Origin of the sequence: Qipengyuania sp. GPGPB31 (assembly GCF_038396345.1) — a bacterium.
In the GTDB taxonomy this organism is placed as follows: Bacteria; Pseudomonadota; Alphaproteobacteria; order Sphingomonadales; family Sphingomonadaceae; genus Qipengyuania; species Qipengyuania citrea.
Genome location: NZ_CP149572.1, coordinates 2,392,541 through 2,408,402 on the forward strand (window position 1 = coordinate 2,392,541; position 15,862 = coordinate 2,408,402).

General features: G+C 65.0%; 17 protein-coding genes. 8 read left to right on the forward strand and 9 right to left on the reverse strand.

The window, feature by feature from the left end:
• Positions 1-35: 35 nt before the first annotated feature.
• Positions 36-1,457: a metalloprotease TldD gene (gene tldD, locus WKH79_RS12010; RefSeq protein WP_341859012.1), complete on the reverse strand. Its 1,422-nt coding sequence runs from the start codon at positions 1,455-1,457 to the stop codon at positions 36-38.
• 98 nt (positions 1,458-1,555) lie between these two features.
• Positions 1,556-1,816, reverse strand: coding sequence for a zinc-finger domain-containing protein (locus WKH79_RS12015; RefSeq protein ID WP_063505437.1), 261 nt, complete (start codon positions 1,814-1,816; stop codon positions 1,556-1,558).
• A gap of 84 nt (positions 1,817-1,900) precedes the next feature.
• Between WKH79_RS12015 and WKH79_RS12020 the strand changes: the two genes are divergently transcribed.
• Positions 1,901-2,839 carry an ABC transporter ATP-binding protein gene (locus WKH79_RS12020; protein WP_050601681.1) on the forward strand — a complete coding sequence of 313 codons (939 nt, stop codon included), beginning with the start codon at positions 1,901-1,903 and terminating at the stop codon, positions 2,837-2,839.
• Between the two features lie 9 nt (positions 2,840-2,848).
• Here the strand turns inward: WKH79_RS12020 and WKH79_RS12025 are convergent, their stop codons facing one another.
• Entirely contained in the window at positions 2,849-3,037 is a 189-nt protein-coding gene (locus WKH79_RS12025; RefSeq protein ID WP_156488705.1) for a hypothetical protein, read from the reverse strand.
• A gap of 138 nt (positions 3,038-3,175) precedes the next feature.
• Here WKH79_RS12025 and nadB point away from each other — a divergent pair, with 138 nt between their 5' ends.
• The gene (gene nadB, locus WKH79_RS12030) at positions 3,176-4,762 is read left to right on the forward strand and encodes an L-aspartate oxidase (RefSeq protein WP_341859013.1); all 1,587 of its coding nucleotides are present in this window, start codon (positions 3,176-3,178) and stop codon (positions 4,760-4,762) included.
• A gap of 82 nt (positions 4,763-4,844) precedes the next feature.
• On the opposite strand, the gene WKH79_RS12035 is transcribed toward nadB, so the two are convergent.
• Positions 4,845-5,192: a PilZ domain-containing protein gene (locus tag WKH79_RS12035; protein WP_341859014.1), complete on the reverse strand. Its 348-nt coding sequence runs from the start codon at positions 5,190-5,192 to the stop codon at positions 4,845-4,847.
• Between the two features lie 254 nt (positions 5,193-5,446).
• Between WKH79_RS12035 and WKH79_RS12040 the strand changes: the two genes are divergently transcribed.
• Positions 5,447-6,337, forward strand: a complete 891-nt coding sequence (locus WKH79_RS12040; RefSeq protein ID WP_050601686.1) for an alpha/beta fold hydrolase — start codon at positions 5,447-5,449, stop codon at positions 6,335-6,337.
• A 585-nt stretch (positions 6,338-6,922) separates the two neighbouring features.
• A complete protein-coding gene (locus WKH79_RS12045; protein ID WP_341859015.1) occupies positions 6,923-8,947 on the forward strand; it encodes a ribonucleoside-diphosphate reductase subunit alpha in 2,025 nt (674 codons plus the stop codon).
• Between the two features lie 134 nt (positions 8,948-9,081).
• Here the strand turns inward: WKH79_RS12045 and WKH79_RS12050 are convergent, their stop codons facing one another.
• A complete protein-coding gene (locus WKH79_RS12050; protein WP_050601687.1) occupies positions 9,082-9,318 on the reverse strand; it encodes a DUF2171 domain-containing protein in 237 nt (78 codons plus the stop codon).
• Between the two features lie 234 nt (positions 9,319-9,552).
• Positions 9,553-9,858 carry a hypothetical protein gene (locus WKH79_RS12055; RefSeq protein WP_341859016.1) on the reverse strand — a complete coding sequence of 102 codons (306 nt, stop codon included), beginning with the start codon at positions 9,856-9,858 and terminating at the stop codon, positions 9,553-9,555.
• A 193-nt stretch (positions 9,859-10,051) separates the two neighbouring features.
• Here WKH79_RS12055 and WKH79_RS12060 point away from each other — a divergent pair, with 193 nt between their 5' ends.
• Positions 10,052-11,113 carry a ribonucleotide-diphosphate reductase subunit beta gene (locus tag WKH79_RS12060; protein WP_341859017.1) on the forward strand — a complete coding sequence of 354 codons (1,062 nt, stop codon included), beginning with the start codon at positions 10,052-10,054 and terminating at the stop codon, positions 11,111-11,113.
• A gap of 143 nt (positions 11,114-11,256) precedes the next feature.
• Positions 11,257-12,009 (forward strand): hypothetical protein, encoded by a 753-nt coding sequence (locus tag WKH79_RS12065; protein ID WP_341859018.1) that lies wholly within the window; start codon positions 11,257-11,259, stop codon positions 12,007-12,009.
• A 244-nt stretch (positions 12,010-12,253) separates the two neighbouring features.
• On the opposite strand, the gene WKH79_RS12070 is transcribed toward WKH79_RS12065, so the two are convergent.
• Positions 12,254-12,838: a hypothetical protein gene (locus WKH79_RS12070; protein WP_341859019.1), complete on the reverse strand. Its 585-nt coding sequence runs from the start codon at positions 12,836-12,838 to the stop codon at positions 12,254-12,256.
• A gap of 141 nt (positions 12,839-12,979) precedes the next feature.
• On the opposite strand from WKH79_RS12070, the gene WKH79_RS12075 reads away from it, so the two are divergent.
• Positions 12,980-13,201, forward strand: a complete 222-nt coding sequence (locus WKH79_RS12075) for a hypothetical protein (protein WP_160766096.1) — start codon at positions 12,980-12,982, stop codon at positions 13,199-13,201.
• Between the two features lie 70 nt (positions 13,202-13,271).
• On the opposite strand, the gene WKH79_RS12080 is transcribed toward WKH79_RS12075, so the two are convergent.
• Positions 13,272-13,931 (reverse strand): hypothetical protein, encoded by a 660-nt coding sequence (locus tag WKH79_RS12080; RefSeq protein WP_341859020.1) that lies wholly within the window; start codon positions 13,929-13,931, stop codon positions 13,272-13,274.
• A gap of 360 nt (positions 13,932-14,291) precedes the next feature.
• Positions 14,292-14,690 (reverse strand): hypothetical protein, encoded by a 399-nt coding sequence (locus WKH79_RS12085; RefSeq protein WP_341859021.1) that lies wholly within the window; start codon positions 14,688-14,690, stop codon positions 14,292-14,294.
• 214 nt (positions 14,691-14,904) lie between these two features.
• Here WKH79_RS12085 and argB point away from each other — a divergent pair, with 214 nt between their 5' ends.
• Entirely contained in the window at positions 14,905-15,801 is an 897-nt protein-coding gene (gene argB / locus WKH79_RS12090) for an acetylglutamate kinase (RefSeq protein ID WP_063506338.1), read from the forward strand.
• Positions 15,802-15,862 lie beyond the last annotated feature (61 nt).

Sequence of the window (15,862 nt, forward strand, 5' to 3'; positions counted from 1 at the left end):
GGACAGTGTATCGCGCAGGCTGAACCTGCGCTGAGTCATGCGGTTCCGCCCACCGTGATCCCGTCGACCAGTAGGGTCGGCTGGCCGACTCCCGCGGGCACGCTCTGCCCACCCTTGCCGCACATGCCCACGCCCTCGTCGAGCGCCATGTCGTTGCCGATGCCGCGCACCTTGGTCAGCACGGTCGGGCCGTCGCCGATCAGCGTCGCGCCCTTGATCGGTGCCACGACCTTGCCCTTCTCGACCTTGTAGGCCTCGGTGCAGGCAAACACGAACTTGCCGCTGACGATATCGACCTGCCCCCCGCCGAAGCTGGTGGCATAGATGCCGTCGTTCATCCGGCTTAGCAGGTCCGCCGGATCGTCGCTGCCGCCCCGCATGAAGGTGTTGGTCATGCGCGGCATCGGCGCGTGCTGGTAGGACTGGCGGCGACCGTTGCCGGTCGCCTCGACCCCCATCAGCCGCGCATTGAGACGGTCCTGCATGTAGCCCTTGAGAATGCCGTCCTCGATCAGCACGGTTTCGCGGGTCGGCGTGCCTTCGTCGTCGATGCTCAGCGACCCGCGGCGATCGGCCATGCTGCCATCGTCGATCACGGTGACGCCGGGGGCCGCCACGCGTTCGCCGATGCGGCCCGCAAAGGCGCTGGTGCCCTTGCGGTTGAAATCGCCCTCGAGCCCGTGCCCGACCGCTTCGTGCAGCAAGATGCCGGGCCAGCCGGGGCCGAGCAGGACGCTCGTCTCGCCCGCCGGGGCCTCGACACTTTCGAGGTTCACCATGGCCTGACGGACCGCTTCGTCGACCGCGCGCATCCAGCGTCCCTCGTCGAACAGATCGTCGTAGAGATAGCGGCCGCCGAAGCCGAAGCTGCCGGTTTCGCGGCGGCCGTTGGCTTGGGCTACGATGCTGACGTTCAGCCGCACCAGCGGGCGGATGTCGCGCGCGGTGAAGCCATCGGCACGGATGATGTCGATCGCGCTCCAACTGCCCGACAGGCTGGCGCTGACCTGCGCCACGCGCGGGTCCTTGGCGCGGGCCACGGCGTCGATCTTCTCCAGCAGCGCGACCTTCTCGGCAAAGGGCACGAGATCGAGCGGGCTGGCATCGGTGTAGAGATGCCGGTTGGTGCGCTCGGGCGGGGCGGCTTTGGCGGCCGTGGCGGGATCGAGCAGGCGCAGCGTTTCGCCCGCGCGCGCGATTGCCCTGGCGCTGATTTCATTGGCATGCGCAAAGCCGGTGGTCTCGCCCGATACGCCGCGCAGGCCGAACCCCGAATCGCGGCTGTAATCGGCGGTTTTCAAGCGCCCGTCATCGAAGGCGAAACTCTCGCTCGCCATGAATTGCAGATAGAGCTCGCCATCGTCGCAGGGCGCGAGCAGCCGCGTGGTCAGCGCCTTGGCTTCCTCGGGATCGAGCTGGGTGTAGAGCAGGGCGTGCGGATCGTTTGCTGGCGTCATGCCCTGCTATGTAGGGGCTGCGCCGTCCCAGCGAAAGCCGCGATCGCCTGCGCCGCCGCGCCCGCCGCGGCGGATTCCGGCTGCGGCCGGAATGGCAGCTACCGGTGGCCCGGGTCGGCGCCTTCGGAAATGTCCATCAGCTGCGACTGGTCGACCCCGTCGGCCGGGCCGCCTTCGAGCACGAAACGGCGATCGCAATAGCCGCAGTCGACATAGCCGTGCTCGTCGATTTCGAGATAGATCTTGGGGTGCCCCAGCGCGGCGGAACGATAGTTCTTGCCGGTGCGGATATCGGTCGCGCCATCGCACCACACGCGCCGCGTGGTGACCTTGGAGACTTCGGGTGGAGGCAGGCTCATGCGACAGGCCGATAATATGTGCTTTGCCTTGGTGCAAGCATTCGCCGCTTGTCGCGCCATGGCCGCACCCCTAGGTCACCCACCATGCAGACACCCCCAGCCATCCGTATCGACAATCTGGTCAAGGAATACGCCTCGCCCGGCCCAGGCGAACCGCCAAAGCTGGCGCTCAAGGGGGTGAGCTTCGACGTGCCGCAGGGCGGGATCTTCGGCCTGCTCGGCCCCAATGGCGCGGGCAAGTCGACGCTGATCAACATCCTTGCGGGGCTGGTGCGCAAGACGGGCGGCAATGCCGAGATCTGGGGATTCGATACCGACGACAATCCGCGCAATGCCAAGCGTTCGATCGGCATCGTGCCGCAGGAAATCGTCTTCGATCCGTTCTTCACCCCGTTCGAAGTGCTGGAGAACCAGGCCGGGTTCTACGGCATCCCCAAGGCCGAGCGGCGCAGCGAGGAACTGCTCAAGGCGGTCCATCTGTGGGACAAGCGCGATGCCTATGCGCGCACGCTGTCGGGCGGGATGAAACGGCGCCTGCTGATTGCCAAGGCGATGGTCCATTCACCGCCGATCCTGGTGCTCGACGAGCCGACCGCCGGGGTCGATGTCGAACTGCGCCGCCAGCTGTGGGAGCTGGTGACCGAACTCAACCGCGAGGGCGTGACCGTGGTGCTGACCACGCATTATCTCGAGGAAGCCGAGCAGCTGTGCGACCGTATCGCGATCATCAATCACGGCGAGCTGATCGCCGACAAGCCGACTCGCGAACTGGTCGACATGGCGCGCGAAAAGATCGTCTCGATCACAGTCGACAAGGATCTGGGCGGCCCGATCATGGAGCCCGCCTTCACCAAGGCCGAAGTGATCGAACCGCGGCGGCTGGAGATTACCTATGATCGCGACCGGACGAGCGCGGGACAGGTGCTCGCGCTCGTCCAGTCGCACGGCTATGCGATCGAGGATGTCACCACCCGCGAAGCCGACCTGGAAGATGTCTTCGTCCAGCTGACCGGCGCGGGGTGATCGCACCGATTACATGAACGCGCGTGGGCCCAGGCCCGCATCGCGGACCTTCTGTACCGCCCACGAATGCGGTTCGACTTCTTCCATCGGTGCCTTGCAATTGCGGCAGCGCCCGACCTGCTGCCCGCTGACGCGCGTGATCTTCTCGCGGTCGATGCTGTGCCGGCCCAGGGCACAGCCGATACGTCCCATAGTCATGATGTCGCGACCCTCCAGTCCCGTTATGTATGTCCCCTGTTGCCGCGCCCACTAGGCCGAAGATCGGCCGACAATAAGCTTGCTGCGCCGAATCGTTCCTTGCTTGCCGCGTAGTGATTGGATCGGCATGACGCGCGCATGACAGACACCCCGCACGACGTCCTCGTGATCGGTTCGGGCGCCGCCGGTCTCACCGCCGCGCTCGCGCTGGCCGAAACCAAGAAGGTCCTGGTCCTTGCCAAGGGCAGGCTCGACAGTGGCTCCACCGCATGGGCGCAGGGCGGCATCGCCGCGGTGCTCGATGCGGGCGATACGTTCGACAACCACATTCGCGACACGATGGTTGCCGGCGCGGGGCTCAACGACCGCGAAACGGTGGAATTCGTGATCGAGCGCGCCCCCGCCTCGATCGACCGCCTGTGCGAACTGGGGGTCCCGTTCAACCGCGAAGAGGATGACCTGCACCTCACCCGTGAGGGCGGGCATTCGCATCGCCGGATCGTCCATGTGAATGACGCGACCGGCTGGGCGGTGCAGGCCGCGCTGCTCAAGGCGGCGGAGGAAAACCCCAATATCACGCTGTTGCCGGGGCAAAGCTGCGTCGATCTGATCACCGGCCGCAACCAGGCCGCCTATTCGGGATCGGGCCGGGTCTGGGGCGCCTATGCGCTGGACGAAGGCAGCGGCAAGGTCGTCGCGCATGTCGCGCGCGCCACCGTCATGGCAGCGGGCGGCGCAGGGCGCGTCTATCTCTTTTCCACCGCGCCGCGCGGTGCCACGGGCGACGGGATCGCGATGGCCTGGCGGGCGGGGGCACGGGTGTCGAACATGGAAATGATGCAGTTCCACCCGACCTGCCTCTACAATCTCGAGGTCAAGAATTTCCTCATCACCGAGGCGGTGCGCGGCGAGGGCGGTCGGCTGGTCAATCCCGATACCGGCGAGCGGTATATGGAAAAATACGATCCCGAGCGGATGGAACTGGCGCCGCGCGACATCGTCGCACGCGCCAATGACGACCAGATCAAGCGCTTCGGGCTCGATTACGTCCACCTCGACATCAGCCACCAGCCGCCCGAATTCGTGCGCCAGCACTTTCCGACGATCCACGAGAAACTGCTCGGGCTGGGCATCGACATGACCAAGGGCCCGATCCCGGTCGTCCCGGCGCAGCACTACACCTGCGGCGGCATCAAGATCGGGCTCGATGCGAAGACCGACCTGCCGGGCCTGTGGGCGGCGGGCGAATGCACCGAAAGCGGCCTGCACGGCGCCAACCGCCTCGCGTCGAACAGCCTTCTCGAATGCTTTGTCTTCGGCGAGGCGGCGGCAAAGGACATCCTCGAATGCTGGGACACGCTCGATGATCCGCCCGCAATCCTTGCCTGGGACGAAAGCCGGGTGACCGATTCGGACGAGGAGGTGGTGATCAAGCAGAACTGGACCGAGATCCGCCGCTTCATGTGGAATTACGTCGGCATCGTGCGGACCACCAAGCGGCTGGAGCGCGCGGCGCACCGCATCCGCCTGCTGCGCGAGGAGGTCGAGGATTATTACGGCCACTTCCGCGTCACCACCGACCTGATCGAACTGCGCAACCTGCTCGAATGCGCCAATCTGATCGTGCAGAGCGCGCTCAGCCGGAAGGAAAGCCGCGGGCTGCATTTCATCACCGATTACCCCGTGACCGATCCGGTGGCCCGCGACACCGTGCTCATCCCCTAGCACGCGCGCTGCGCCGCGCTCGGCGCATCCGCTCATCGTTTGGAAAGCCGCTGGGTGATCGGGTGACTGGCGCCGCGCCGCGTCAGTCGGACGCCGATCGCCAGGTCGCCATCGACCAGTCGCTGCGCAGCATCCAGTCGTCCATGGCATAGTGGCGCACGACGCGCGGGCTGACGGGTTCGAGGAAGAAGATCCCGATGCTCTCGCCCAGCTGCCAGGCGACTTCCCCCGCCGCGACCTGGCCGGGCAGCAGCACGACTTCGACCGGGGTGCCCACTTCGGCCACGATATCCTGGCATTCGACCATGCAGCCAGAGGGGGACAGATTGCGCATGGCGCAGCGCAGCCCGTGACCGCCGATGGTGATGCGCAGGTCGTCCAGCGTGCGGCTGCGATCCTCTCCGCGTCGCTCCATCGTCCTCTCACTCATCCCGCTGGCCCTCCATCCTCACGCCGCCCGCGCGGCACCCGATCGAGCGCGAGGCCTGCACGGTCTGCTGCACCGGCGGCCTCGCGCGCTTTCCCGGCCTGCGGGGAGGAATGCCACTTTCCGGCGGTTTCCGATTGTATGCACACGCCATTGCCGGTGCCTTCGCGCGGCTAGCCGCGCCGCCCGATTGCGCTGGACAAGCGTGGGTCAATGCGGTGAGGTCGGCCCTGCAACCATCGGACGGGGAGACGGCATTGCCTAAAGCGACGGCGAACGGGATCGAAATTCACTACGAAGAGCGGGGCGATGCGGCCAATCCGCCGATGCTTTTGATCATGGGCTTCGGCGCGCAATTGACACTGTGGCCCGAAGAACTGGTCGATGCCTTGGTCGAACGCGGATTTCGCGTCATCCGCTACGACAATCGCGATGTCGGGCTGAGCCAGAAATTCGACGGGGTCAAAGCGCCCGGCATCGTCAAGATGACGTTGCTGTCGAAGATCGGCCTGAAGCCCAAAGTACCCTACACGCTGGCCGACATGGCGGATGATGGTGCCGGGCTGCTCGACGCGCTGGGGATCGACAAGGCGCATATCGTCGGTGCCAGCATGGGCGGGATGATCGCGCAGCATTTCGCCGCGCGCCATGCGGACAAATGCCTCTCGCTCACCTCGATCTTCTCGACCACGGGCAATCCCAAGCTGCCCGCCGCCAAGCCCGAGGCGATGAAGGCGCTGATCACGCGGCCCGCCAGCAGCGACGAGGACGCATTGGTCGACCACGGGATGATGCTGGCGCGCACGATCGGTTCGCCGGGCTATCCCGCTGCCGAAGACCACTTGCGCGAGCGCACCCGCGCCAGCGTTCAGCGCAGCTTCTATCCCGAAGGGCCAACGCGGCATCTCTCGGCGATCGTCGCCGATGGCGACCGGCGCGAAATGCTCAAGCAGATCGCAGTGCCCACGCTGGTGCTGCATGGCGAAGACGATCCGCTGGTTCCGTGCGAAGGCGGGCGCGACACGGCCGCCACCATCCCCGGTGCCCGGATCAGAACGATTCCCGGATGGGGCCACGACCTCCCGGTCGAACTCGTCGACGACATCGCCGATGCGGTGGCCACCCACGCCCGTTCGGCTGCGGAATAGCGCCAGCGGACCGGAACTCCGGTTCGGGCGTGGGGGTCTCTCCCCGCGCGCCCGATTCGGCTGCCGCTGCAGGTCCTTCGCGTGCCTGCCACGACGCGTTCGGCCGCGGCATGGGAGGAGCTGCCCGATTCCAAAATTGCGCGTCCGGATTCGAATGATTCTCAAGCCGGAACGATGATTTTTGCCCGCAAAATTTTTTTCCCGGATTCATTTTGCCCCTTGCGTCCGCGGCAAGTCCAGCTTGGTCCACGCGTCGCAGCGTTGCACTTGTCTAACGCACCCTGTCCGGGCGGGCCCGCAGCGCGCCAATTCGCCGCGAGCCCCCTTGCGCGCAGGGACTCACTGATTCAGTATCTAGTGGTTGGTCTGCGGGGTTAACCCACAAGACCTAGCTTTCGGCGGCAAAGCTCCCCATATCGGGTGGGTGCCGCCCAGGCCGGGGTTGTGGGGAAATACGGGATAAGTTTCCGCCCTCGACCGACGCAATTTTGCTAGGTGGGACGCATGTCTTGCCGACTCGAACACAAGCGGAACATCCGGGCTGCATCGGCAGGCCGGTGGCGCACCACAATGGCGGGGCTGACGATGGATTTCAAAAGCGGGGACGACACGGCGATGACACTGGATATCGAAACACAGGACGACACCGCCACCGAACCCACCACGGATGAGAAAGCGGTCGCCATGGACAGGACGGACAAGGGCAGCGAAGATCTGGTGCAGGATGCCGCTGGCCAGGCGCTGGCCGGCGCGGTCGCCAGCGCGACTTCGGAAGCGGCCGAACATGACAGCAAGAAGGTGCTCGATCGCCGGTTCGACGTGACGACCGACGAGAGCCGCGATGCGCTGCTGACCGAATTCGGCAAGGAAACGCTGACCGATCGTTATCTGCTCCCGGGCGAAGGCTATCAGGACCTGTTCGCGCGTGTGGCCGATTACTTCGCCGACGATGCCGAACATGCGCAGCGGCTTTACGATTATATCTCGAACCTGTGGTTCATGCCCGCCACGCCCGTGTTGTCGAACGGCGGCACCACGCGCGGCCTGCCGATTTCCTGCTATCTCAACAGCGTGTCGGACAGCCTCGACGGCATCGTCAACACCTGGAACGAGAACGTCTGGCTCGCCTCGAAGGGCGGCGGCATCGGCACCTATTGGGGCAATGTCCGCGGGATCGGCGAACCGGTCGGCCTCAATGGCAAGACCAGCGGCATCATCCCCTTCGTGCGGGTGATGGATTCGCTCACGCTCGCCATTTCGCAAGGTTCGCTGCGCCGCGGTTCGGCGGCCTGCTACATCGACGTTTCGCACCCCGAGATCGAGGAGTTCCTCGAGATCCGCAAGCCGAGCGGCGATTTCAACCGCAAGGCGCTGAACCTGCACCACGGCGTGCTGGTCACCGATGCCTTCATGGAAGCGGTGCGCGCGGGCGAGGAATTCGACCTCGTGTCCCCGCGTGACGGATCGGTGCGCAAGACCATTGACGCGCGCAGCCTGTTCCAGAAGCTGGTCGAAACCCGGCTCGCCACGGGCGAACCCTACATCGTGTTCTCCGACACGGTGAACCGCATGATGCCCAAGCATCACCGCGAACTGGGGCTCAAGGTCTCGACCTCGAACCTGTGCGCCGAAATCACACTGCCCACCGGCATCGACCATCTCGGCAACGATCGCACTGCAGTGTGCTGCCTGTCCTCGCTCAATCTCGAGAAATGGGACGAATGGAACGGCGACAAGCAGTTCATCGAGGACATCATGCGCTTCCTCGACAACGTCCTGCAGGACTATATCGACCGGGCGCCCGACCAGATGGCGCGCGCGAAATATTCGGCCATGCGCGAACGCAGCGTTGGCCTCGGCGTGATGGGCTTCCACTCCTTCCTCCAGGCCAAGAGCATCGGCTTCGAAAGCCCGATGGCCAAGGTGTGGAACCTCAAGATGTTCAAGCATATCAGCGCCAAGGCGGAAGAAGCCTCGCTGGTGCTGGCGCAGGAACGCGGGCCGTGCCCCGACGCTGCCGAAACCGGCGCGATGGAACGCTTCAGCTGCAAGATGGCGATCGCGCCGACCGCGTCGATCAGCATCATCTGCGGCGGGACCAGCGCCTGCATCGAACCGATCCCGGCCAATATCTACACGCACAAGACGCTGTCGGGCTCGTTCATCGTCAAGAACCCCTATCTCGAGAAGATTCTCGACAAGAAGAGCAAGAACTCGACCAATGTCTGGAATTCGATCCTCGAGCGGGGCGGCAGCGTCCAGCACCTCGACTTCCTGACGACCGAAGAAAAGGCGACCTTCAAGACCAGCTTCGAAATCGACCAGCGCTGGCTGCTCGAATTCGCCGGCGACCGGGCCCCCTTTATCGACCAGGCGCAGTCGCTGAACCTGTTCATCCCGGCCGATGTCGACAAGTGGGACCTGATGATGCTGCACTTCCAGGCGTGGGAAAAGGGCATCAAGTCGCTCTACTACCTCCGCTCGAAGAGCGTGCAACGCGCCGGTTTCGCGGGCGGCGTAGAGGCGGACAACACCGCCGATGCCGCGAAGTTCGAACTGGCCGCGGGCGCCGAGCAGACCGATTACGAGGAATGCCTCGCCTGCCAGTAGGCCCGTGATGCCGGCAAGCCGCGGGGATCGCCCCCTGCGGCTTCACCTGCACACAGGACAAGAGAAACCCCGCCGCCGGACATCCGGGGCGGGGTTTTCTGCGACCCTTGCAAGAGTCGTCGGAGGCGGGCGGGTCAGGCGACTGCCTTGTTGCCCAGGCCTTCGGGGATCCGTGCGGTTTCCTTGAGGTAGATGCGGTTGTCGTCGATCTTCTCGACGTCGCCAAGCGCGAGGAAGTGGTGCATCGAATCGGCGCTGTCCGACTTGGTCAACTTGATCGCGTCGCCTTCGACTTCATCGACGGTCCCGACATGCTGTCCCTTGCAATCGGCGACTTCCATGTGTTCCTTGATGCGAATCTTCTCGAACATAAATTTCCCTTTGTTTTCGTTTGCTTACACCATACCAACGGGCGGCCTGAGCGATCGGTCCACGCTTCGTCGAAGCTCATGCACGGCAGAGCCGCGAGGCTTGGAAATGCTGGCCCACACAAACAATGGCGCCCCGCCTCTGGGGGAGAGGCGGGGCGCCTGGGGCTTGCGGACATCGCCCGCAAAAGGGGAAACCGAACGATGTCGCAAATCCCCGAATGTATGTGCCTGCGGTCAGGCGCCGCCCAGCGGCCGGGCCGCATCGGCGCGCGCGCGCATGTCGGGCCGCGCATCATCGCCATCCGCGGCGGTGGCGGTATCGGACGCGTCCGCGCTGTCGCTGCGCGCCGTGTCCTGTTCCATCGCGCCATCGGCATCGCGCGCATTGCCATAGCCCATCCGCGCTTCGCCCTGCTCGGCATCCGCTTGCGGCTTGGCCGCGGGCTTGGCCGAGCCGTCCTGCGGCGCTTCGGCCTCGCGCCATTCGGCAGTGGCATTGCTGTGGACGTCGCGTTGGTCGTCGGGGGCGTATTCACCCATGGTGTGTCTCCTTCACCCAACCAACGGCGGGCCAGGCCCCGGCGTTCCGCCATTCGCCGCAAGCGCGACGCGGCGGGCCGCACAAACCCCGCAGAAACCGTTTTATCCCCGCCGAATCATTCCCGCTTGCCTTCGAATCCCGGGTCTGATTCACTATATGGGACGTTCACGCTGAAAACCGGAGAACCACCAGATGTCGTTGCTCGAAGCCCGCAAGACCTACAAGCCCTTCGAGTACCCCTGGGCCTACGACTTCTGGAAACGCCAGCAGCAGATCCACTGGATGCCCGAGGAAGTGCCGCTCGGCGAGGACTGCCGCGACTGGGCGCAGAAGCTGTCCGAGCACGAGCGCAATTTGCTCACGCAGATCTTCCGCTTCTTCACCCAGGCCGATGTCGAGGTGCAGGATTGCTACCACGACAAATACGCGCGCGTGTTCAAGCCGACTGAGGTCAAGATGATGCTGACCGCCTTCTCCAACATGGAGACGGTGCACATCGCCGCCTATTCGCACCTGCTCGACACGATCGGCATGCCCGAAAGCGAATATTCCGCCTTCCTCGAATATGAGGAAATGGCCGACAAGCACAATTACATGCAGCAGTTCGGCGTCGACAATGACGAGGATATCGCGCGCACGCTGGCGATGTTCGGCGGCTTCACCGAGGGCATGCAGCTGTTCGCCAGCTTCGCCATGCTGATGAACTTCCCGCGCTTCAACAAGATGAAGGGCATGGGCCAGATCGTCAGCTGGTCGGTGCGCGACGAATCGCTGCACTGCGAAGGCATCATCCGCATGTTCCACGAATTCGTGCGCGAGCGTGATTGCCTGACCAAGGCGGTCAAGGAAGACATCATCGACATCTGCCAGAAGTCGGTGCGGCTGGAAGACAATTTCATCGACCTCGCCTTCGAAATGGGCCCGGTCGCGGGCATGACGCCCAAGGAAATCAAGAAGTACATCCGCTATATCGCCGACTGGCGGCTGGGCCAGCTGGGCCTCCAGCCGATCTACATGATCGACGATCACCCGCTGCCCTGGCTCGCCCCGCTGCTCAACGGCGTGGAGCACGCCAACTTCTTCGAACAGCGCGCCACCGAATATTCCAAGGGCGCCACCACCGGCGACTGGAACACCGTCTGGTCGAGCTTCGACAGCCGCAACAAGGCCAAGGCCGCGAACGAGGAAGGCGCCGCGCAGGACGACGGCCCGGGACTGTTCGGTGATGAGGAAGGAGTGCAAGCCGCCGAATAGTTGACAGGGGTCGTACACTCTGATTCACGTTTGCCGAAGAGGTAAACGATGACCGTTTGTGTATCTGTCAAAGTACATGATTGCTTAATATTCGCTGCGGATAGCGCATCGTCTTTGATGGGGCGTCACAGGATGGCGAGCCAGTGGTGCTCAATGTTTGGGCGCACGGGAATAAGGTTTTTAACCTTTATAAGGGAAAGCCAATAGTCGCGATGACCTGTGGGATGGGGCATTTGGGTCCTGCCTCCATCAGCAACCTTGCGAAAGACCTGCGCCGCAAGCTGTGCACGAATGGCGACCCGCTTCTTATCGATCCCGACGACTACACAATTGGTGAGGTTGCCGAGAAGGCGCTTGCGTTTTTTCAAGGGAGATATGAAGCAATTGACCCGCCGGTTGGCAATCATGGTTTCGAGTTTTGGGTCGGCGGGTATGGCTCGAACTGTGATAATGCAGAAATCTGGAAGGTTTCCTTACAGAGTGGGGAGTGGCTGCCGCTCGAACTGATCGCCAATCAAGATCAGGACGGTCACGTGTCCTTTGGAGGACAGCCCCAAGCCATAAATAGGCTCTTGTTGGGCTTCGATCCGGCGTTGGGTGATGCGCTAAGCGAATTGGGCATGCCGCCAGATGCTGTTCCTGGAATTCTCGAACAGCTACAGGCTCGGCTCGCTACACCTCTGGTTCATCCAGCTATGCCCATTCAGGATGCAATCAACCTTGCTGAATTCCTAGTTGATCTCACGAAGCGATATTTCGCTTTCCTACCAAATGCTGATATTGTAGGGGGCGCCACCGATATAGCGACCGTGACGAAGCACGAAGGCTTTAAATGGATTGCAAGGAAGCATCATTACGATGCAGCTTTGAACCCGCGGGAGACTGACCATGTCTAATCCAGTAAAAATGACTGACTCGCAGAGGCGAGTGGTGTTGGTCATAGGAAATGAGACGCCTTCACCTGCATACCGTTATCAAAATTATTCCGGTAAACCAGGACACTTAAACGCTTCTCCGGCTGAGAAAGCTGACGGGAAAATTCCAGCTCTCCAGAATTTCACCGCATAGGCTGTCATCGCGCAGTGAGATCGATTGCGGTGAGCTGAGGGGCTCACGCCGTGTTTTCAAGTCATCTGACGCTCAACACCACTCCCCTCTACCCCCACCCCAATAACCCCGCGCACCACCCTCGCGGCGCATGAAATCCGCCAGCCGGTCCTCGCTGCCGTCGGGGCGCAGGCGGTAGACGGTGCGCAAACTGCGGCCGTAGCGGTCGGTGGGTTCGTCCAGCCGGTGCGTCATGCGGAACGGGCCGCGGTTGAGCCAGCCTTGCAGCGCGCGGGTCGAGGCCTCTGCCTGCACCGCCTCCGCCGGGCATCCGGCATCCTTCTCCGCCGTGTCGATCCCGACCACGCGCACGCTGCGCTCGCCCAGCTTGAACGTGTCGCCATCCACCACGCAGTAATAACCGCGGCCGCGCCCACAGCGGGTGAAGCGCCCCTCGATCACCTGCGGCTTGCTCGACAGCCAGCCGGGGGCGGGAAGGACGCCGGGCAGCGCGAAGACATAGGCCAGCGTCGCCAGCGCGATCAGCAGCAGCAGCGGGCGCATCGAGACCCATGCCTCGCGCCATGTCGGCTGCCGCGGCTTGAAGCGCGCGGGCCGGACCGTGCGCCTGGCTGCGCGCCGTCGCCGTTTCGGTTTGAAGCGCGTCATCCGACCCATGACGCGCAAGGATAGCCCCGCGGCCCGCGGGTGCAATCGTGCAGGCCGCGTGCATGCGCCGCCGCGCAGGGCCCTTGCTTCGCGGCGGCGGGAGTGCAAGCATCGCGGCCGAGCAACCTTCCGCTTACAGGAGACCTGCCGATGACCACCCGTCTTGCAAATTTCGCCCTTCCGCTGGCCGCCGCGCTGGCGCTTGCCGCCTGCGCCGAGTCCGAAGACACCGCCTATGAAGTCGATGCCACCGACGAGGGCGGCGGCGAGCTGATCGTGGCCGAGCAGCAGCCCGATGCGGTCGAGGTCGACACGCCCGACACGCCGATGACCAATGTCCCCGAAGAGGACGCGGAAGTCCCGGCCGAATAACGGGCGGCGGTCCCGCCCGCCCGCCGGAGCGGGGCGGGGCATCGCTGCGCGGGGCGAAGGGGTCTGCGCGCTACCAGCCCCAGGCGGCGGGCGGCGCGGCGATCGGCGTGCTCGCGTCGAATTCCACGCGGAACAGCCGCGTCGGATCATTGCGCCGCGTGAGCTGGTAGACGAAGCGCGCATCTGCCTGCGCTGCCGGATCGACCTCCACCCGCCAGACATTGGTCAGCGAGGCGTCCAGCCCCTCGCGCGTGAACAGCGCCACGCTTTCGCCGTCGACCGGGAAGTCCTGCGCCCCCGCGTTGCCCGCGTCGGTACTGGTGCCGCCATAGAAGGTCACGGCATCGGCCTCGCCATCGTCATGGCGGTGGTCGTGCTTGAGCGTGAAGCGCGTCGCGGCCCCTTCGCCGCTGCGCGTCACGATCCAGGTCCGGCTGCGGTTCCAACCGGCGGGGGCCTCCGGGTCTGCGACATGGAAGGCGATCGCCACGCGGGCTTCGTCGCATGCGGCCCAATGCGCCACCATGCGCTTGCCCGCCCAGTCCGCATCGCGCGCGTCCGTGCTGGCGAGGCCGCCCGCATAGGCCTTGCCGCAATGGCTCGACAGCGCCTGCCAGAACGCCTCTTGCGGGGTGGCGGCGGATGGCGATGCGCTTTGCGGTGCGGGCATGGCGCATCCCGCGAGCGGGGCGGCGGCAATCAGGGCGGACAGGATCTGTGTACGGGTCATTGCGCGACCCTAGCCCGCACGCGGCGAAAGGGAAGCGCAGCCGCATGGCCGCCTGCTGCGCGCGCTTTCCTACGCGGGGGCGCAGCGGCTATCGCGGGGCCATGCCTGTCGCCCCTCTCCTTCGCTCCAACCAGCCCGAACGGGACCATCTACGGCTACGCGCGGTTTTTGCGTTTGGACCGTGGTCCATGCGGTCCATGTCATCAGACTGGCCGAGGGGGAATCCTACAAGAGTCCAACACGCCAGGGCGTGCCGGGCCGCGGTGCGGAAACGCAAGGGGGCGGCAGGATCGCCTGCCGCCCCCGGGGCGGCCGCGCGGGGCAGGGAGGGATGCCCCGCGCGGCCGGTCGGCCTGTGGTTTACAGGTCGGGCTGCGTGTCGAGCTCGGTGTCGAGCTCGGTGTCGGTGTCGGCTTCGACCTCTGCATCCGCGCCCGGCGCGTCCAGTTCGGCATCGGTATCGGTCTCAAGGTCGCCATCGACCGCGACAGGGTCGTCGAGCCGGTCTTCGACCGCCTGTGCGCGTTCCTCGGCGGTCATCAGCGTGCGGTCGGCGGCGGTGGTGGTGTCATCGATCACCGGATCGGTTATGGGGCCGGTATCGACGCGCGCTTCGGCAGCCGTATCGCCCGTGCCAGTGACGGAGCCGGTGACGGGGCCAGTCACAGGGCCGGTCACGGGACCGGTGACCTGCGCGCTGGCGGCGGTGGCGCCGGTGGCGGCGATAAGGGCGGCGGTAAGGGCAGTGAACTTGGTCATGATGCGTATCCCATTCTCGTTATCGGGACTGGGGATACGCCGCAGCCCCGCCGCCGGCCCCCGCAAATGCGCCCATCCGTGCGCACTGATTGGCGAAACGAGCCGGTTCATCGGCGGTTTATCGCAGGTTTAGCCGGCGTTCATGCAGGCGGTGCTGCGGGCGCGGACGCACAAACCTTTGCCTCGGGCGCGCAGCATCGCTATTTCGCCGCCGATGACCACCAGACCCGATATCCACGCCAAGGCCGAAACGCTGATCGAGGCGCTGCCCTACTTCCAGCGCTATGCCGGGCGCAGCTTCGTCGTGAAGTACGGCGGCAATGCCATGGGCGACGAGCGCGCGGCGCGCGAATTCGCCGAAGACGTGGTGCTGCTGCGCGCAGTGGGGATCAACCCGGTGGTGGTCCATGGCGGCGGTCCGCAGATCGGCGCGATGCTGGAGAAGCTCGGCGTCGAGACCACCTTCGTCGACGGCCTGCGCGTGACCGACAAGCAGACCGCCGAGGTCGCCGAAATGGTGCTGTCGGGCGCGATCAACAAGGCGATCGTCGGCTCGATCGCCCGCGCCGGGGGCAAGGCGATCGGCATCTCGGGCAAGGATGGCGGGCTCGTCACCGCGACCAAGCTGCAGCGCACGCACAAGGACCCCGACAGCAATATCGAGAAGGTGCTCGACCTGGGCTTCGTCGGCGAACCCTCGAAGGTCGACACCACGATCATCGAAACCGCGACCGGCGCGGGCATGATCCCCGTGGTCGCGCCGATCGGCGTGGGCGAGGACGGGCATACCTACAACATCAACGCCGACACCATGGCGGGCGCGCTGGCGGCGGCGCTGGGCGCGGCGCGGCTGCTGCTGCTGACCGATGTCGCGGGCGTGCTCGACAAGCAGGGCGGCCTGCTGACCGACCTCACGCCCGCCGACATCCGCCGGCTGCGCGACGACGGGACGATCTCGGGCGGGATGATCCCCAAGCTCGAAACCTGCGTCCAGGCAGTGGAATCGGGCTGCGAGGCGGCGGTGGTGCTCGACGGGCGCGTCCCGCATGCGATGCTGCTCGAGTTCTTCACCGCGCGCGGCGCGGGTACGCTGGTCGCCAAGGGGCGGTAATCGGTCGGTCGGGGGTGGCGCGCGGCGCGGCGCGCTTGTAGGACGCGCAACAGGACAGCTT